14 protein-coding genes and 1 pseudogene are annotated in these 17,884 nt (G+C 64.8%); 9 read left to right on the forward strand and 6 right to left on the reverse strand.

What is annotated here, in order from left to right; genetic code table 11:
- The first annotated feature begins 78 nt into the window (after positions 1-78).
- Positions 79-783 (forward strand): hypothetical protein, encoded by a 705-nt coding sequence (locus A7E77_RS01810; protein WP_192930003.1) that lies wholly within the window; start codon positions 79-81, stop codon positions 781-783.
- A 191-nt stretch (positions 784-974) separates the two neighbouring features.
- Here the strand turns inward: A7E77_RS01810 and A7E77_RS01815 are convergent, their stop codons facing one another.
- The 3 genes from A7E77_RS01815 to A7E77_RS01825 form a co-directional block, all read right to left on the reverse strand.
- Positions 975-3,377 (reverse strand): TonB-dependent receptor, encoded by a 2,403-nt coding sequence (locus tag A7E77_RS01815; RefSeq protein WP_063685507.1) that lies wholly within the window; start codon positions 3,375-3,377, stop codon positions 975-977.
- A gap of 102 nt (positions 3,378-3,479) precedes the next feature.
- On the reverse strand, positions 3,480-3,851 hold the full coding sequence (locus tag A7E77_RS01820; RefSeq protein ID WP_017979311.1) for a winged helix-turn-helix domain-containing protein: 372 nt from the start codon (positions 3,849-3,851) through the stop codon (positions 3,480-3,482).
- A 1-nt stretch (position 3,852) separates the two neighbouring features.
- Positions 3,853-4,059, reverse strand: coding sequence for a TOBE domain-containing protein (locus A7E77_RS01825; RefSeq protein WP_063685509.1), 207 nt, complete (start codon positions 4,057-4,059; stop codon positions 3,853-3,855).
- A gap of 398 nt (positions 4,060-4,457) precedes the next feature.
- Here A7E77_RS01825 and A7E77_RS01830 point away from each other — a divergent pair, with 398 nt between their 5' ends.
- Genes A7E77_RS01830 through A7E77_RS01845 form a run of 4 tightly spaced genes read left to right on the forward strand, consistent with a single transcriptional unit; the run spans position 4,458 to position 9,587 of the window.
- Positions 4,458-5,507 carry a potassium channel family protein gene (locus A7E77_RS01830; RefSeq protein ID WP_063685511.1) on the forward strand — a complete coding sequence of 350 codons (1,050 nt, stop codon included), beginning with the start codon at positions 4,458-4,460 and terminating at the stop codon, positions 5,505-5,507.
- Positions 5,504-7,063: a DUF389 domain-containing protein gene (locus A7E77_RS01835; RefSeq protein ID WP_063685513.1), complete on the forward strand. Its 1,560-nt coding sequence runs from the start codon at positions 5,504-5,506 to the stop codon at positions 7,061-7,063. The genes A7E77_RS01830 and A7E77_RS01835 overlap by 4 nt, the downstream gene beginning before the upstream one ends.
- Before the next feature lie 25 nt (positions 7,064-7,088).
- The gene (locus A7E77_RS01840; RefSeq protein WP_063685515.1) at positions 7,089-8,288 is read left to right on the forward strand and encodes a cation:proton antiporter; all 1,200 of its coding nucleotides are present in this window, start codon (positions 7,089-7,091) and stop codon (positions 8,286-8,288) included.
- 57 nt (positions 8,289-8,345) lie between these two features.
- On the forward strand, positions 8,346-9,587 hold the full coding sequence (locus A7E77_RS01845) for a DUF2254 domain-containing protein (RefSeq protein ID WP_226341806.1): 1,242 nt from the start codon (positions 8,346-8,348) through the stop codon (positions 9,585-9,587).
- A 160-nt stretch (positions 9,588-9,747) separates the two neighbouring features.
- On the opposite strand, the gene A7E77_RS01850 is transcribed toward A7E77_RS01845, so the two are convergent.
- Positions 9,748-10,877, reverse strand: a protein-coding gene (locus tag A7E77_RS01850) for an IS3 family transposase (protein ID WP_413243585.1) whose coding sequence is annotated in 2 segments (ribosomal slippage) — positions 9,748-10,622 and positions 10,622-10,877 — 1,131 coding nt in all. Because the reading frame shifts where the segments join, the coding sequence is not laid out codon by codon here.
- Positions 10,878-10,972: 95 nt separating this feature from the next.
- Between A7E77_RS01850 and A7E77_RS18170 the strand changes: the two are divergent.
- From A7E77_RS18170 to A7E77_RS01870, 3 genes and pseudogenes are all read left to right on the forward strand, one after another.
- A pseudogene (locus tag A7E77_RS18170) lies at positions 10,973-11,129 on the forward strand (transposase); the annotation flags it as partial.
- A gap of 619 nt (positions 11,130-11,748) precedes the next feature.
- Positions 11,749-12,366, forward strand: a complete 618-nt coding sequence (locus A7E77_RS01865) for an OB-fold-containig protein (protein WP_063685517.1) — start codon at positions 11,749-11,751, stop codon at positions 12,364-12,366.
- Positions 12,367-12,396: 30 nt separating this feature from the next.
- On the forward strand, positions 12,397-14,130 hold the full coding sequence (locus tag A7E77_RS01870; protein ID WP_063685519.1) for a flotillin family protein: 1,734 nt from the start codon (positions 12,397-12,399) through the stop codon (positions 14,128-14,130).
- A 358-nt stretch (positions 14,131-14,488) separates the two neighbouring features.
- Here the strand turns inward: A7E77_RS01870 and istB are convergent, their stop codons facing one another.
- Complete coding sequence (istB, locus tag A7E77_RS01875; RefSeq protein WP_062127353.1) at positions 14,489-15,217, reverse strand: IS21-like element helper ATPase IstB; 729 nt, start codon at positions 15,215-15,217, stop codon at positions 14,489-14,491.
- Positions 15,204-16,715 (reverse strand): IS21 family transposase, encoded by a 1,512-nt coding sequence (gene istA / locus A7E77_RS01880; RefSeq protein ID WP_010487546.1) that lies wholly within the window; start codon positions 16,713-16,715, stop codon positions 15,204-15,206. Before istA ends, istB begins: the two co-directional genes overlap by 14 nt.
- A gap of 176 nt (positions 16,716-16,891) precedes the next feature.
- On the opposite strand from istA, the gene A7E77_RS01885 reads away from it, so the two are divergent.
- A complete protein-coding gene (locus A7E77_RS01885; protein WP_063685521.1) occupies positions 16,892-17,491 on the forward strand; it encodes a retroviral-like aspartic protease family protein in 600 nt (199 codons plus the stop codon).
- The last annotated feature ends 393 nt before the right edge of the window (positions 17,492-17,884 follow it).

Here is a 17,884-nt window from a genome sequence, read left to right on the forward strand (position 1 = left end):
AATGGGCGGCTGGATACCACGTCGGTCGATCTCATCGAAGGGAGGCCAGCTGACGCGATAGCACGCGTTCGCCGGCGTTTGACGAGTAATACCACTCCGATCGCCAGCCTGGCAGATGAGCCGGGCATGCAAGCGCGCGGACTGATCTACGATTTTCTGATGGCCCGCGATCCCGACCGCGCCCTTATGGTGACGAACATGCTGCCCCCCTCCACGGATTGTGCAACGGTCGATGACGGTCTGTCGGGGGTTCTGGAATGGCTCCCGGAGCTGGATAGTACGGTGCTGGCTGCCTATTTGGCGCGACTTCAGACGACCGGGGCGATGGCGCGGCTTTGCCCGAATGGATTGGGTGCCGAGAATGCTGCAGCTGTCTGGCTCAAGGCTGGGAACGATGCGAAAGCGCTGAATTCGGCTGCCGCCTCTGAAAAGCCGTTGGTCCTTGCCCGGACCCAGTCGGAAATTATCGCACGGCGCTTGTCGGCAGGCGATATGAAAGGCGCTCGATCCTTGGCACGCACCGCCGCGGCGGACCCTGCGTCTCTGACCTCAGGAAGCGTATTCGAGCGTGCGGGTGCGGCAAGAATGCGTGTTCGTCTCATCCACCAGTTGGCCCGCCTGGGTGAGGTGAGAGAGGCGGAGCATCTGGCTGCCGCATACCCCGGGCCCGGCTGGCGCGGTTTCGCCTATTCGGTCATTGTTGCGACGACGAACCGCGAGCGGGCGGTGCCCAACTGGGGCGGGCCATTTCTCGATCTTACCGACGTACCGGCAGATCGATGACGACGTGGGCGCGATCGTCCGAAGACGTTGGAGGGGGGCCGTGGGTGTCGTAAGGATAATCGGCGCGGTAAGCAGTGAAGATAGACCACGTCGCGACCGGTGTATCAGCCGCTAGGGCGTCCACATTCAAACGTTCGCGACCCGCTTCCGGATTTCCAACCTCTGCCGTTCGTGAATCAGCCCGGCAAAACTTACATCCGGAAGCGAATCGTACCGCCGATGGTGCGCGGGTCGCTCGGTGTCCCGACGATCAGGCCGGAGTTGCCTGCCTGGATCGTCAGGTTCTGGATGTAATCGGCGTCGAGCAGGTTGCGTGCCCAGACGATCAGTTCCAGCCCATCGGCGAAGCGGTAGCCGATGTTTGCGTTGGTCAGGTTGTAGCCGCGGATATAGGTGAAGCGCGACAGGCTGGGGTCGCCGTTGAAGCCGCTGCGGGAGGCGGTATCGATATGGACGAAGACCTGTCCGTCACCCACCGGTCGCTGATAATCCAGCCCCGCGGTGATCGCGAAGCGCGGTAGCGACGCGAGGCGACGGCCGGTGAGGCTGCACCGCGTGGTGGAAGCGGTCTGCACCTCCAGCGGACATGGGCCGGCGGGATAGTCGGTATATTTCCCGTCCGAATAGGCGAAGCTGGTGCGTGCGCTAAGGCCCGGTAGGATGAGCGCGGTCACGTTCGCCTCGATCCCCTTTACCGTCACCTGCGGGATGTTCGACAGGTAGCCGCGTAGCTGCACCGTCTGCGTCAGCGAGTTCTCGACGACCGTCGCCTGGAAGTCGCGGACCTTGGTGTAGAAGCCGTCGACGTTGTAGATCAGGCGGTCGTCGAACAGCGTGTTTTTCAGGCCGATCTCGTATGTCTCGTTGCGCTCGGGCCGCACCACGGCCGTCGCCAGCACCGGCCGGTTGTTGCTGTCGAGCGGCAGGCCCGACATGTTGATCCCGCCCGACTTGAAGCCGCGCGCATAGCTCGCATAGGCCATCGTCGTGTCGGTGACCTGCCACGCCAGGTTGCCGCGGCCCGACAGGCTACCGTCGCTGTCATGCGCCTCGTAAGTTTGCGGGCGCAACACCCCGAGGCGGGCGTTGACGAGCGCGCTGTTGGTCGTCGAAGGGCCACCCGAGACCGTGGTGTTGTAGTAGCCGTCCTTCTCCTCCTGCGTGTAGCGCAAGCCAACCGTCGCGGTCAGGCGGTCGAAGACGCGGTAGTTGACCTCGCCGAACGCGGCATAGCTCAGGCTACGGAAGTCCGTGCGACCGTCCTGCCCGTAACCGTCGAGCAGGTTGGACGGCACCGCCGTCGTCACCTGGTTCGGTGCAGTGCCGGTGACGACACTCGTGCCGATCAGATAGCCTGCGGCGGCAGGACCATAGATGCTGATCGGTCGCCCGGTCAGGCGCTGGCGGAAGCCGTAGAGGCCGACGACATAGGACAGCGGCCCGGTGCCGTTCGAGGCGAGGCGCAGTTCCTGGCTATACTGGTCCTGTCGCGACGGAATGTGCTGCGAGAGCTGGACGGGCAAGCCGGTATAGTCGCGGTCGTTCTCCGCATCCCAATTCCAGAAGCGCCACGCGCTGACCGACGTCAGCGTGACCGGCCCAAGGTTCCAGTCGGTGATCGCGCTGACGCCGCCTTCGTTGGTATCGACGCCAAGCGGCCCATCGATGTCGGTCTTGCGATCGTAGACATTGGTGCTCGGGGGAGCATAGCCGAATTGCGCGGCCAGACCGTTCGGCCCACCGAACTGGCGGTTGGCGGCGCGCAAGCTGGTGCCGGTGCGCAGATACACCTGCCCGCAGCAATAGGCCTGAAAGTTGGTGAAGTCGGCGATGACGCGCATCTGAATCGTGTCATCAGGCTTGAACAGCAACTGCCCACGCACTGCCTGCGTGCCGATCGTGTTGGCGGCGCGGCCGGTGCGGACATTGTCGAGCACGCCGTCACGCCGGGTCGACACGCCCGAGATCCGATAGGCGATGGTGTCAGTGATCGGCCCCGAAGCCCAGCCCTTGGCCTGGACGAAATTATAGTCGCCATAGGACAGTTCAGCGAAGCCCTCGTGGGTGAAAGTCGGCGCGCGTGTGGTGATGTTCAGTGCACCAGCGGTCGTGTTCTTGCCGAACAGCGTGCCCTGCGGCCCACGCAGTTCCTCGACCTGCTCGATGTCGGCGAAGTCGAACGCGGCGGTCGCGGGACGCGCATGATAGACCTGATCGACATAGAAACCGACGCCCGGCTCCAGCCCGTCATTGGCCTGGCTGACAGCGACGACGCTCGATCCCAGCCCGCGGATGGTGAAAGCGGTGTTGCGCGGGTTGGCCGAGCTGTAGTTCAGCGTGGGGATCAGCGTCGTCAGCCCCTGCGTGTTGACCGTGTAGCTCTGGTCGATGAGGTCGCCGCCCACCACCGACAAAGCTGCGGGCACGCGCTGCGCATCCTCCGCCCGGCGGCGCGCCGTGACGATGACGTCGGGCAGGCCCCCTTCCCGATCCCGGTCGCTCGCGGTTGTGCTGTGGGTCGTTTGCGCCAAGGCCGGTGCGCTGAACGTCGGCATGACCGTCGCACACAGAAGACCTGCGAGCCGCTTCGACATCGACAATACCCCGTTTGGAGCGGCCGTTCCCGCCGCTCTATATCCGGTCGTATATCGATAGTGTATTCAGCCGTATACAGAGATTTACCGGCCCCGAGGCGATCAATCGGGCGCTACCGGCTCCTGCCGCAGATATTGGCGTAGCTGCGCATAGGCCGGGCGGTCGGCGATGGCTGAGGCCTCCCGCTCCATGTCGCGATAGGCTTCGAGGACGGCGATGCCCGTCGGCGACACCCGTGCGCCCCGTTCCCGTCCGCCGCCCTTGATCGTCTCGACCACGACCGGATCGAAACAGCGGTTCATCTCGTCGACCAACAGCCAGGCGCGACGATAGCTCATGCCGAGCGCCCGCCCGGCCGCGCTGATCGAGCCATGTTCGATGATCGCCTCCAGCAGATCGGCCTTGCCCGGCCCCATAGCCAGTGCGTCGCCGCAGGCGATCTGAATCTTCAGCCAGAGGGGCCCGAGCTTCATCTTACTTGCCGATCATCACGTCGCTGGCCTTGATGATCACCGTGACGGCGTCACCCTTCGCCAGACCGAGTTCGGCGATCGCTTCTTCGGTGATGCTGGCGGTGACGACATTCCCGCCGCCAATGTCGACCTTGATCGAACCGTTCACGGTGCCCGGCGCAATCGAGACGATCGTGCCGGAGATCTGGTTACGTGCGCTGAGCTTCATGATGACCCTTCGGTTGGATGACCATCGGTTCTAACCTCACTGGCCGCCATAGCCTATATTGTCCGGAGAACGGGACGAGGGGACATCCGTCGGCAGGAAGGCCGACGGTACGCGTCGCGATGAAGCATGACGGATCGCGCGTCGGGATATCTGCGGGACAGTCGCCCTCCACCGCACCGGCGAATGCCGCACCTGTCTTGTCCTAACGAACCGTGGCTGCGATAGCCCTGCGTGGGTGCGCCTTTACCAGGGGTGCAGGCATGTTGCGCTGGTCGGGCCGCCAGCGCCGATGACCGTGACGGAAGGCCGGACATGACCGATCGCGCGCGCCGTCCCGCGCCTGCCCTTTGCACCTCACGGCATCGATGCCGCCGCGCGGGTCTGCGCACGGGAGCCGCATGATAGGACGCGGCCATCGCCCGACACATGGCGACGCCACCACCACCGGTGCGTTGCGACGGCGACGGCGCACGCCGGTCTGGCTGTCGCTGCTGTGGAGGGTCGGGCTGGTCCTCGCGCTGCTCGGGATCGCACTGGCGGGCCATTGGCTGGATCGTGCCGGCCTGCGCGACAATATCGACGGCCACATCAGCTTCGCCGATGTTCTGTACTTCACGATGATCACCGTCACGACCGTGGGTTACGGCGACATCGTGCCGGTGACGCAGCAGGCCCGGCTGTTCGATACGTTCGTGGTCACACCGATCCGGCTCTTCGTGTGGCTCATCTTCTTGGGAACCGCCTATGACTTTCTCCTTCGACGTGTGTGGGACGGGTGGCGGATGCGCGTGATCCAGCAGCGGCTCAGCGGCCACACCATCGTCACTGGCTTCGGCACATCGGGCAGCGAGGCCGTGGCGGAGCTGATCCGGCGCGGCGCGGATCCCGCGAGCATCGTCGTCATCGACGAACGTGCGGCCGCTATCGAGATGGCCGAGCGGCTGGGTGTCAACGTCATGCAGGGTGATGCCAGCCGCAACGCGACGCTGGACGCGGTGCAGATCGCCCGCGCGAAGGCGGTGATCGTCTCCGCGGGGCGCGACGATACGTCGATCCTGATCGTGCTGACCGCGCGCGGGCTGGCGCCCGGCGTACCGCTCAGCGTGGTGATCCGGTCGGAGGACAACGAACCGCTCGCCCGGCAGGCCGGCGCGACGACGGTCATCAACCCGGCCAGCTTTGCCGGGCTGCTGCTCGCCGGCTCGACGCATGGCGAGCATCTGGCCGATTACATCGCCGATCTCGCCGCGCACGGCGGCCGCGTCGCGCTGCACGAACGCGACGTCGCACCGGCGGAGGTGGGCCGGCCGCTGTCCGCCCTCACCACCGGCCTTGGCGTTCGCCTGCATCGCGGCGGCACTGCGATCGGCTTCTGGGAACCGCAGGCGCAGCGGCTGGAGATCGGCGACCGAATCGTCGAGATCGTCCCCACGGAGCGCCTGCCATGACCGCCGCCGCATCGGATCGCCCCGACCCCGCCGGGCGGCTCGGCCGGATCGCTCTGTACCGCTGGTGGCGACGATCGGTGGTCGGGCGCGTCGATCACGAGGCGGTGCTGGCGCGCGTCATCGAGGAAAGCGGATGGAGCCCGCGCTTCGCCTTCATGACGATGATGTCGGCAGGGATCGCGGTGCTCGGGTTGCTGCTGTCGTCGCCGGCGGTGGTGATCGGCGCGATGCTGATTTCGCCGCTGATGAACCCGATTCTGGGCTTCGGCTTCAGCCTGGCGCTGTTCGACTTTCGCGAGTTGCGGCGATCGCTGAAGGCGCTGGTGATCGGGTCGGTCGCAGCGATCGCCTTCACCGCGCTACTGGTGCTCGTATCGCCGTTGCAGGCACCAACCGCCGAGATCGTCGCGCGGACGCGGCCCAACCTGTTCGACCTGGCGGTCGCACTGTTCGCCGCGCTCGCCGGCACCTTCGCGATCATCCGTGGGCGTGGCGACACGATCGTCGGCGTCGCCATCGCGACCGCATTGATGCCGCCGCTCGCGGTGGTCGGCTACGGCATCGCGACCCGCAATGCGCCGGTCGGCATGGGCGCCTTCGCGCTGTTCGCCACCAACTTCATCACCATCGCCCTGTCCGCCACGGTGATGGCGCGCTTCTACGGGTTCGGCCATCATCTGTCGCGACGGCAGAGCTGGGTGCAGACCGGCCTGCTGACATTGGTCTTCATCGTCATGGCGATCCCGCTCGGCATCTCGCTCAACCGGATCGGACGGGAAGCACTCGCCACCGCGCAGACGCGATCTTTGTTGTCCGACCGGTTCGGCGCGGACGCGCGCGTGACGCAACTCGACATCGATTTCACCGCCCGGCCCATCGTGGTGCGTGCGGTCGTCATCACGCCGCGCCGTTCGATGCAGAAGACGCGCGCGATCCAGGCCGCGCTGGCACAGCAGCTGTCCCGGCCGGTGCGGCTGAACCTCGACCAGATCCTGCTCGGCGCAGGCGCCGACGCGCTCGCCGCCCAGCGCGAAGAACTGCGCCAGGCGGGGGAAGCGACCAACACGGCGGCGCAGCATGTTACCGATCTGGCGAACAGTATCGCGCTCATCACCGGCGTCGCGCCCGATGCAGTGACGATCGACCGGGACCACCATCGCGCCATCGCACCCGCCGCTCCGCTACCCGGCGCCACCGTCGCGACCTATCGCATGCTGGAGCGCCGCGCCGCGCAGCAGAGCGAGGATTGGGACGTGGCGATCGTGCCGCCGCAGGGGCCGTTGCCGGAGGTCGTCTTCGCCGACGGCTCCGACACGCTCGACGCCGACGCCGGTGACGCCGTCGCGACTTCGGCTTGGGCGGCGCGACGCTGGAACGTATCGACCCTGGCCGTGCCGGGTCTGCCTGCCGGCGCACCGCCCGCCAATCCGGACCTCGATACGCGGCGGGCATTGGCGATTGCCGCCGCATTGCGCCAGCAGGGCGTAGCCGCAACCCCTGCACCGGCTGCGGGTCGCCGGTTCGCCCTGACTCCCGCCGCAACACCCGCCCCATGATCCCCAGACGATCGAAGGACTATTGATGGCAGAGATCGGACTGACCGAATTGGGAACGATGCTGATCGTCGCCTCGCTGGTGGCTATGGTATCGCGGCGGATCGGCCTGCCTTATACAGCGGGCCTCGTGCTGGCGGGCATCGGCCTTGCCTATGTTCCGGTCGGTGCCGACCTGCCGTTGTCGCGCGAGCTGATCTTCAACGTCTTCCTGCCGCCGCTGATCTTCGAAGCGGCGATGCAACTGCGCTGGTCGCGCTTTCGAACGGAGATGCCGCTGACCGTCGTGCTCGCCTTTCTGGGCGTCGCGATCAGCGCCGCCGTCGTCGCGGGCGGCATGCATCTGCTGCTCGGCTGGAGCGTGCTGGGCGCGGCGTTCTTCGGCGTCCTGATCGCCGCCACCGACCCGGTGTCGGTCATCGCCGCATTCAAGGAGATGCGGGCCGAACCCCGGTTGAGCATGGTCGTGGAGTCCGAAAGCCTGCTCAACGACGGCGTCGCCGCGGTCGGCTTCGCGATCCTGATCGGCATCGCGAACGGCGAGGCGCTGACCGCCTCTGGCGCCGCGCTCGCCCTGTTGTGGACGGTGGCGGGCGGCCTTGCCATCGGCGCTGTCATCGGCTTCGTCGTGCTGACCGTCGCGGGCCGCACCGAGGATCATCTGGTCGAGGTGACGCTGACCACCGTCGTCGCCTGGGGATCGTTCCTGCTCGCCGAACACATCCATGCCTCGGGCGTGTTCGCAGCGCTGGCAGCCGGGCTGATCGTCGGCAACCTCGGCCCGCGCGGGTCGATCTCGGTCGCCGGCCGCCAGCATGTTCAGGATTTCTGGGCCTATGCCGCCTTCCTCGCCAATTCGTGCCTGTTCCTGCTGATCGGCAGTCATGAGGCGCACCAGCCCATCGCACTCGTGTCGCTGCCGCTTGGGATCGCCATCGTCCTGACGCTGATCGGTCGCGCGGCGGCGGTCTATCCGCTGGCGTTGCCCTTCGCGCGGTCGGGGCTGCGATTGCCGGCGACCTATCAGCATGTCCTCGTCTGGGGCGGGTTGCGGGGCGCGGTCGGGCTGGCGCTGGCGCTGGCGGTGCCGGCCACCGTTGCGGAGCGCGGGCAGATCGTCGTCGTCACGTTCGGCGTCGTCGCCTTCTCGATCTTTGCGCAAGGTCTGACGATGCCGTGGCTGCTGCGCCGTTGGCGCCTGACCGGATCGACCGACGCGGACCATTGACGCCCCCGGAACCCCGGATCGATCCCGGCGCTTGAACGCGCAAGGAAGGGGACGACGTTGACCCGATGGCAGTGGCTTATCCGCCTGCTCAGCCGCAAGATGTGGTTCAGGGCGGCATTGGTGTGCGCCTTCGGCGGCGCCCTTGCGCTGGCGGGCGCGTTGGTGGGGCATACGATTTCGTACGACTTCGCCGCGAAGATCGGCTCGAAGTCGGTCGACAACATCCTCACCATCCTGGCCTCGAGCATGCTCGCCGTGACGACCTTCTCGCTGACCGCGATGGTCTCGACCTATTCGGGCGCAACGAGCACGCTCACCCCGCGGGCCGTGCAACTGCTGATCGACGACAGTACCGCGCAGAATACGCTTGCGACCTTCCTTGGCAGCTTCCTGTTCGCGATCGTCGGCATCATCGCGCTATCGACAGGGCTGTACGGCGAGACGGGGCGCGTGATCCTGTTCTTCGGCACGATCGTCGTCATCCTATTCATCGTCTTCACGTTGCTGCGTTGGATCGAACATATCGCGCGGTTTGGCCGCGTCGCGGATACGATCGATCGGGTGGAGCGCGCGGCGCTGGCCGCGGTCGACACGATCGCCATGCCGTTGGCCCTGGATGCACGGCCCGACGGCTTGCCCCCTCGCGGCATGATCGCGATTTGCCCGGAGACGGTCGCGCGGGTCACTCATGTCGATATCGCCCTGCTGGGTGAAATCGCCAAGGCCGTCGATGCCGACATCCACATTCTCGCCCTGCCCGGTAAGCTGGTGGAACCCGAACTGCCAATAGCGCTCGTCGCCCGTGCGTGCGACGATGACCGTATTGCGCGTATCCGCTCGGCCTTCACCCTGTCGCATCACCGGGCCTTCGACCATGACCCGCGATTCGGTCTGATCGTTCTGTCCGAAATCGCGTCGCGGGCGCTGTCCCCCGCGGTCAACGATCCGGGCACGGCGATTGCGGTGATCGAGGCGGGTGCCCGCGTCCTGCGGCGGATCGTCGATCATCAGGCCGATGTGCCGTCTTTGCCCGCTCGGGTGCATGTTCCTGCCATCCACCTCGCCGACCTGCTCGACGATTGGTGCCGCCCTATCGCACGCGACGGTGCCGCCACGATCGAAGTCGGCATACGTCTGCAAAAGGCTCTCGGTGCGCTAGCCGGGCATGCCGAGGACGCCCGTCCCCTCATCCGACGGGAGGCGCAGGATGCCGTTGAGCGCGCAAAGGCGGCATTGACGAGCGGCGCTGACCGGGCGGCAATCGAGCGGGCGTATGCGTCCTGTTTCGGTCAGGGTTGACCCACAAACAGTCGTTTAGCGGCGATGTCCGTGTTCCCCAAGCGAGCTGCTCCTGGACGCTGAGGGCGGCCATTTCGGATGGATTAGTTCTGACGTGCCCCCCGTTTCTTCATCCATCTGGAACTAGAGACCGGCCCTCGAATGACGGTCCCCCGGTTTCTCATCCGGGCATGATGCGAGTTTCCGGTTTGCATCCGTCGGGGTTAACCCCGACGGATGCAGCATATTCGGCTGGCGTGAGCCAGCCAAGCGCCGTGTGAGGACGGCTCTCGTTATAGTCCCGCCGCCAGGCCTCGATCTTGGCACGAGCGTCCGCCAGCGACAGGAACCAGTGGCTGTTCAGGCACTCGTCGCGAAGCCGGCCGTTGAAGCTCTCGACGAAGGCGTTGTCGGTCGGTTTGCCCGGCCGCGAGAAATCGAGCGTGACGCCGTTCTCATACGCCCATCGGTCGAGCGCCTTCGAGATGAACTCCGGGCCATTGTCCACCCGAATGGTCTTCGGTGCACCACGTACTGACGCGATCCGCGTCACCGCCGCGACAACCTGCTCGCCCTTGATGCCCTGATCGACGTCGATCGCCAGCGCCTCGCGGGTGAACGCATCGACCACCGTCAGTGCCCGCAGCCGCCGGCCATCGAACAAGGCATCCGAGACAAAGTCCATCGACCACATCTCGTTGGGCGCCGAGGCCGCAGGCTGGCGTTCGCGGTTCGCCGCGCTGACGTTGCGACGGGGACGCTTGAGCCGAAGGCTCAATCCATCCTCCCGATATAGCCGGTAAACCCGCTTGTGATTCACCAGCCAGCCCTCCCTGCGCAGCAGGATGTAGATCCGAAAATAGCCATAGCGCACCCGTGCTGCCGCCAGATCGTGGATGCGCAGCCGCAGCGGCGCCTGGTCCGGCTTGTGCGACACGTAGCGCACCGATGAGCGGTCGACGCCGAGCGCGAGGCAACTGCGCCGCTCGCTGACGCCGTGGGACGCCTGGACGTACGCGACGATCTCGCGCCGTCGCCCAGGCGTCAGAGCTTTTTTGCTAGGACATCCTGCAGGATATGCTTGTCCAGGCTCAGATCCGCGACGAGCTGCTTCAGCTTGCGGTTCTCGTCCTCGAGTTGCTTGACCCGCCGCAGCTCGCCGACGCCCAGCCCGCCATACACCTTCTTCCAGCGATAAAAGGTCTGCTCCGATACGCCCATACGGCGGATGACCTCCGCCACCGGCGTGCCCGTCTCCGCCTGCTTCAGCGCAAACGCAATCTGCTCTTCCGTGTATCTCGACTTCTTCATGTCCCAGCTCCTTGCCCGCAGGCTTCAAAGGGCCGGAAAACTCTCACTCAGCTTGGATGAAAAAATAGGGAGGACGTCACGAAGGGACGGACGGAATGAGGCGGAAGCAGTTTTCGGAAGAGCAGATCATCGGCATCCTGAAGGAGGCTCCTGGCAGGTGCGGTGGTGATGGAGCTGTGCCGCAAGCACGGGAAGTCGAGCGCGACCTACTATGCGTGGAAGGCGAAGTTCGGCGGCATGGCACCCGCCGAGTTCGCGAACCGTCCCAGCCACGGGCGTGAGGACAAGCAAGCTATTTTATTAACGGCCTAAAACGGGGAGCAGGTCGCATCTGACGTTTATTTCTCAATCCGATGAGAGGTCCAAGTCTCACCAAGGCGGGGCCGCTCCGCATAATAACTTGGCCTTACGGTCGGGATGTCCAGCATCAGGTCTAGATGACTTCTTACCTCTCCCAAGCCCAAGCCCAACACCAACGCATCGGCCCCGAAGCGGCTTTCCTCATCACAGTAAAACTGAATTTCACAATCCCTTTTATGAACGAATAGCCGCACCGGCTACTCGTCACAAACGTAGGTGCATACGACTGACGCCCGGTTGTCCGGGAAGGTTTACCCGGCAAGATCGATCATCGCTGGCAGACTACGGCTTACGCAATGTTCGCTAGTGGCCGACACCTGCCAAGGGCAGGACCCCAAAACGGCCATTCACAGGCCGGTTCGATGTTTTCGACTTCTGCCGTTCGTTCTCCCAAAAAGGATAGGCAGCGGAGCCAGCTGGCGGCTTCAGAGGTCATCGATGGCGATTCGCAGCCGGGTAATACAGTCACGTAGCGGGTGGTATCGGTACGCCATCATGATAGTCTCGACGGATGCTAGCCAACTTTCTAACGCCGGCCTATCTACCGTTCGCGATAGCGTTCTTCGTCATGATCGGAATTGGCCTGATCGAGGCTGTCGGGCTGGGGCTTGGCCATCTCGACCTGAGTGCTGACGTCGGTGTCGATGGACATCACGGTGTGCTAGACTGGCTGGGACTGAGCGGCGAATTGCCAGTCCTGATCTGGCTGACCTCTCTACTTGGATGCTTCACCCTGACCGGGGTTGCCATTCAGCAGGGGGCTTCCTCTTTTTCCGGTGCACCGATGCCATGGCCGCTGGCTTGTATCGGTGCGCTGATCGGCGGTGGCCTCCTCAACATCGGCGCTGCTCATGGCCTTGCCCGGATCATGCCGGGCTTTGAGAGCAGCGTGATCTCGACTGACGATCTATTGAGACGGCGTAGCACCATTCTGGAAGGCGCCGCGCGGCGCGGGGCCCCTGCCCGGGCGAAAGTCGTCGACCAGCACGGACAGGCCCATATCATCATGGTTGAGCCACACGACGATACGGCCGTCATCAGGACGGGTGAGCGTGCGTTACTAGTCCGCCGCGAGGGGCAGATATTTTTCGCCCTGGCCGAAGATGATTCTCTTCTTCGATCGATCTGATACATGTGACGAATAAGAGGGGGGAAACACATGCCTGCATCGCTACTGAACGTCCTGATCTACGCAGGCATCGTGCTGTTTGCCTTCCTGGTCATCGGCATCATCCTGACCCGTCTTTACCGCCGTGCGACCAAAGATGTCGCGCTGATCCGAACGGGTTTTGGCGGCGAAAAGGTGGTGCTGAACGGCGGCATCATGGTCATCCCCGTTCTTCACGAGCTGATGCAGGTCCGCCTGACGACAGTGAAGCTGGAGGTGTCGCGGCTCAACAAGGATGCGCTGATCACGCTCGACAAGCTACGGGTCGATGTCGTCGGCCTGTTCCATATCAAGGTCAAGCCCGACGCGGAGTCAATCGCAGCTGCCGCACAGACGCTGGGCGATTCGGTGAACAATCCGGATGCGGTCAAGTCGCTGCTCGATGGCAAGCTGGTCTCGGCGTTACGGTCGGTAGCCGCGACGATGACGATGGAGCACCTCCACGCCAATCGCGCGGACTTCATCCAGAAGGTACAGGAGGCGCTACTCACCGATCTCGATATGAACGGATTCCACTTGGAGTCGGTGTCGATCACGCATTTCGACCAGACTGCCTTCGAGCATTTCAACGAAAACAACGCTTTCGATGCCGAAGGTTTGACGGTGCTGACGCGCACCATTGAGGAGCGCAAGAAGACCCGCAACGATATCGTCGCGACCAACCGAGTGGCGATCGAGCAGCGAAACCTGGAAGCCAACAACCAGTCGCTCGAGATCGCTCAGGCTGCCGAACAGGCGCGGTTGCTTCAGGAACAGACGCTTTCCGCGCGCCGCGCCGAGCAGGCCACCGCGATCGCGACGGCTGAAGCGGAACAGACCCGCCTCGCCGAAATTGCCCGGATAACGGCCACCCAGGCACAGACCGTAGCGCAGACCGAGGCGGACAAGGTGATCAAGACCGCCACGATCGCGCGCGATGGCGCGATCCAGACGGCGACGATTGAGCGCGACCGTACGATCGAGATCGCGCGCATCACGACCGCTGTGCAGACCGCGCAAAAGTCTGAGGAAGAGTCCACCGCAACGGCCGCCGCTAACGAAGCGCGCGCGCTTGCAGTCCGCGCCGAGGAAAGTGTCGCTACCGCCAAGGCGACGGAAATCGCCAATCGCAACAAGAACGTAGCAGTGATCGCAGCGACACAGCGCGCGCAAGAAGAGGCCGTTCAGATCACCGTCGCCGCCACTGCTGAGAAAGAGGCTGCGGAAGCCCGCGCAAGTGCGCTTCGCACGGAGGCCGTAGCCGAAGCCGATGCCGAAAAGGCACGCGCCGAAGGGCGTGAGGCTGCCTTCAAGGTTGATGCGGCCGGCCAAGCTTCGCTGAACGAAGCCACCAACATCCTCAGCGATGCACAGACCGCACTCCTGATCCGCAAGGCTATGCTAGAGGCCCTGCCCGCGATCATAGCCGCTGCCAGCAAGCCTATGGAGAACATCGATCGGATCAGCATCGTCGATGCTCGCGGCCTTCACGGCGAGGCGCCGGCCGGCGAGCCAGGCGGCAACGGCGGTCAGGTCAATTTGGCAGATGCGGCAGTCTCGGCAGCGATGCGATATCGGGTGGGCGGTCCGTTGATCGATGGATTGATGGCGGAGCTCGGCATCGCTGGAGGCTCTCTCAACGGGATGCTCTCGGGGACAAGCGCAGCCGTTGAACCTTCACAGAGGTCCATGCCGCTCAACGGCGTGGGCCCGACAAAGAATGATCCTGCTTCAAGACCAGCCTGACCCGATTGTGTCGAAAAAGGCCGTCTTGCAGTGATGTTGGTGGTCTGATTCAATCTTGCCCAAGTGAGCGGAGACGGGCCGATGATGGGCGAACGGACGGTGGCGCAGGAGGCGCTGTTCTACAGCTTCAGCCTAGAGCGACACGTGCCGGCGGATCATCTGCTGCGCTCGATCGACCGGTTCGTTGTCAATCGGCGTCCAAAAAGGACCCCCTATCGGCGTGCAAAAGGGACCCCCTTCGTCGAGCAGCGTAACGGGTATGACGGGCGCACTGTTCGTGCTGGTTGCGGCGTAGGGCGGGCGTAGCCCGACCGGAGGCGCAACCAGCACGAAGCGTTCTCTGCCGGTGCCCCAGGCTTCAGCTTCGATGTTTGAAGCGCCAGCTGTCGTTGCCGGTTTCGACGATGTCGCAATGGTGGGTAATGCGGTCGAGCAGCGCGGTGGTCATCTTGGGGTCGCCAAAGACGGTCGGCCACTCACCAAAGGCCAGGTTGGTGGTGACGATGACCGAGGTCTTCTCGTAGAGCTTGCTGACGAGGTGGAAGAGCAGTTGACCGCCCGAGCGTGCAAACGGCAGGTAGCCAAGCTCGTCGAGCACCACGAGATCGAGGCGCGAAAGCTGGGCCGCCAGCGTGCCGGCCTTGCCGAGGCGCGTTTCCTCCTCGAGCCGGTTCACCAGGTCCACTGTGTTGAAGTAGCGTCCGCGGGCGCCGGCTCGTACCACATTGGCAGTGATGGCGGTGGCGAGATGCGTCTTGCCGGTACCCGTTCCACCGACCAGCACGACGTTGCGTTGGCCCGGAAGAAACGAGCCGCTGTACAGCGAGCGCACCAGTCCCTCGTTGATGGGAGTGTCGCCGAAGACGAAGGCGTCGAGGTCCTTCACCGCGGGTAACCTGGCGGCCGACATCCGGTAACGGACCGAGGCTGCATGGCGGTGCGTCGCCTCGGCACGCAGCAGGTCGGTCAGGACCTCCATGGTCGTGCGCTTGCGCTGGAGACCGGTAGTGACCGCCTCGTCGAAGGCGCCAGCCATGCCCTTCAGCCCCAACTCGGCCATGGCCGTCATCATCTCATGCCGCTGCATGGAGACCTCGCAGGCTGTCATAGCGGTTGCAGTCGGCACGGGGCGGATGGCGCAGCGCCAGATCTTCTGGCGTGACAATAGTCAGCGGTCGCGGCGGTTCGCGCCGGCGGGCCAGGATGTTGACGATGACGTCGTCGCTGGCGACGCCGGCCAGCAATGCTTCGCGCACGGCCACTTCTACCGCCTCCAGCCCGTCGTCGAGCACCGCTGCCAGCACCCGCACGAACCGCCGGTCGGCATCGTCGCCGGTGCCAAGCTTGCGCCGCAGTCGTGCCAGCGCAGGCGGCAACTCCCAGCCCTGGAACGGTGCGCCGTTGCGCAGGGCACCCGGCTTGGTCACCAGCACCGGCAGATAGTGCCACGGGTCGTAGATGGTCCGGTCGCGGCCGAAGAACCGGGGATGGTCGGCGACGACTTCACCGTCGCAGCGCACGACGATGCGGTCGGCATAGGCGCGGACCTGGACGGCACGTCGCACCACCCTGGCAGAAACGGAATAGCGGTTGCGCTCGAAGCTGATGAGGCATGTGCCGCTTACCGCATGCTCGCTCTCGTGGAAGCCGTCGAAGGGTGCGACAACAGGCTGGAGCACCGCCCGTTCTGCTGCCCATGCCTGGGCGACTGTCAGCTCCTTCTGCTCGGGATGCTGGTGCAACTCTGCCCAGCGCCGACACTCCGCCTCCAGCCAGCCGTTCAACTCCTCGAGGCCGGTAAATCGCAGGCGCGGCTGGAAGAAGCGACCGCGTGCGGTCTGCACCTGGTTCTCGACCTGACCTTTCTCCCAGCCCGACGCCGGCGAGCAGGCGGTCGGCTCGACCATGTAATGGTTGGCCATGACCAGGAAGCGACGGTTGAAGACCCGCTCCTTGCCGGTGAACACGCTCGTCACCGCCGTCTTCATGTTGTCGTAGATGCCGCGCGTCGGCACGCCTCCGAAGAAAGCAAACGCCCGTGCATGCGCGTCGAACAGCATCTCCTGTGTCTCGCGGGGATAGGCCCGCACATACATTGCCCGCGACGCGCACAGCCGGACATGCGCGACCTTCACGCGCATCGGCTTGCCCGAGATCTCGACGTCCTCGTGGCTCCAGTCGAACTGGTAAGCCTCGCCCGGCCGGAACAGCAGCGGGATGAACGCCGGCGCATTCATCACGTCGCGACGCTGCGCCTGCCGCCAGCGCGCCGCATAACGGCGAACCGCGTCGTACGAGCCATCGAACCCCTCGCGTAGCAGCAGGTCGTGGATGCGCGTGAGGCGCAGCTTCTCGCGCCGCGGCCGTGCCTCATCTTCCTCCAGCAACGCATCCAGTCGCGCCTGAAACGGCCCCAGCTTCGGCAGCGGCTGCACCTCTCGCCGATAACCCATGTCCGCTTCCGGCGCCCGGATCGCCTTGCGCACCACCTTGCGCGACAGGTGCAGGTCCCGCGCTATCGCCTTGATGGCCTTGCCCGACGCGTGCTCGCGCCGGATCCTCAACACCGTCTCCAATACCAGCATCCCGATCTCGCCGCCTGACACACCGCCAAGCGAACAGCCTAGAACACCAGGATGAGGGGTCCCTTTTCGACGCCGATCACCCCGCTAACGGGGTCCCTTTTCCACGCCGATCCACAGGTATCCAGGTCAACGGCGCGACCGGCGGCGGGCAGAGCCGCCTGTACCCCATCGACCGGATGCACAATGCGTTGCTCGACGCACGCAACGTCGCACTCGTCGAACTGCCCAACGCCAACGTGACCGACGCACGCGGGATCATCGGCATGGAGCGGCTGGGCCGCGGCAAGTTGCTGATCGACCGCAGCACCGCGCGGATCGCGACCGCGCCGTCCGGCCCCGCCGAGCCGGGCTTCGCGACGATCCGGGGCCAGCGCACCGGCGAAGGCTTCGTCACGGTGCCCGTCACGCTGGATGGCGTGCAGGCGCCGGCCCTGATCGACACGGGCGCCGCCGTGACGATCGCCAATGCCGCCGCCATTCGCCTGCTCGGCTGGAGCGATACCGATCCGCGCCTGAGCGACGGCGGCGAAATCCGTGGCGCCTCCGCCGGCAACCAGAAAATCCGCACCGCCCGCATCGCCAAAGTGCTGATCGGAAAAATCGCGCTGTCGAACGTACCCATCATGATCGCCGACGATGGCGAGCCAACGCCCTCGCTGATCCTCGGCAACGATCTGCTCAACCTGTTCCCTGGCTATGCCGTCGATTTTCCACGCGGCGAATTGCAGATCAAGCTGCCGGGCAGCACGCTGAAGACGAGGGCTGGGACCCGGTGATATGCGGGCGGTGTTCTGATACCTGTCCCGTACGGAGGCCAGGCTGATTGGACTCTGGCAGCTCGCATCGGACTGAGGTCAGGACTCGGTGGTCGCAGCCACAAGAGGGACGTGCTGTGGGTGTCGGACCACGTCCAACGTTGGTTCTGGCGCCTGACTGTGCCGAACGCTCGGTTCGATTTCGGCAAGAACAGTAACGAGGCTGTTCGCGGCGACCGGGCCCGTTTGGAGAACGGCTCGCGCCAATCCTCCCGTCGCGACTGATGCTGCCGGTTGGAAGTGACACATAACGGTCATCGGCCTGACGCGTCTTTGCATTCGAAGCACAACGCCACTGCAACAAAGCTGCTCTAGCGCGCAGTCCACAGGCGCCGAGAGAGCCGCCCTTAAGGG

The organism is Sphingomonas sp. NIC1, from assembly GCF_001638925.1.
Lineage (GTDB): Bacteria > Pseudomonadota > Alphaproteobacteria > Sphingomonadales > Sphingomonadaceae > Sphingomonas > Sphingomonas aquatilis.

What these genes read in the sequence shown, in the direction of transcription:
- A7E77_RS01885 (WP_063685521.1), top strand. Translation starts at nt 16,892, where the DNA reads ATGCACAATGCGTTGCTCGACGCACGCAACGTCGCACTCGTCGAACTG.
- A7E77_RS01820 (WP_017979311.1), bottom strand. Translation starts at nt 3,851, where the DNA reads ATGAAGCTCGGGCCCCTCTGGCTGAAGATTCAGATCGCCTGCGGCGAC.
- A7E77_RS01825 (WP_063685509.1), bottom strand. Translation starts at nt 4,059, where the DNA reads ATGAAGCTCAGCGCACGTAACCAGATCTCCGGCACGATCGTCTCGATT.
- A7E77_RS01840 (WP_063685515.1), top strand. Translation starts at nt 7,089, where the DNA reads ATGGCAGAGATCGGACTGACCGAATTGGGAACGATGCTGATCGTCGCC.
- istB (WP_062127353.1), bottom strand. Translation starts at nt 15,217, where the DNA reads ATGCAGCGGCATGAGATGATGACGGCCATGGCCGAGTTGGGGCTGAAG.
- A7E77_RS01835 (WP_063685513.1), top strand. Translation starts at nt 5,504, where the DNA reads ATGACCGCCGCCGCATCGGATCGCCCCGACCCCGCCGGGCGGCTCGGC.
- A7E77_RS01865 (WP_063685517.1), top strand. Translation starts at nt 11,749, where the DNA reads ATGCTAGCCAACTTTCTAACGCCGGCCTATCTACCGTTCGCGATAGCG.
- istA (WP_010487546.1), bottom strand. Translation starts at nt 16,715, where the DNA reads ATGCTGGTATTGGAGACGGTGTTGAGGATCCGGCGCGAGCACGCGTCG.
- A7E77_RS01870 (WP_063685519.1), top strand. Translation starts at nt 12,397, where the DNA reads ATGCCTGCATCGCTACTGAACGTCCTGATCTACGCAGGCATCGTGCTG.
- A7E77_RS01830 (WP_063685511.1), top strand. Translation starts at nt 4,458, where the DNA reads ATGATAGGACGCGGCCATCGCCCGACACATGGCGACGCCACCACCACC.
- A7E77_RS01815 (WP_063685507.1), bottom strand. Translation starts at nt 3,377, where the DNA reads ATGTCGAAGCGGCTCGCAGGTCTTCTGTGTGCGACGGTCATGCCGACG.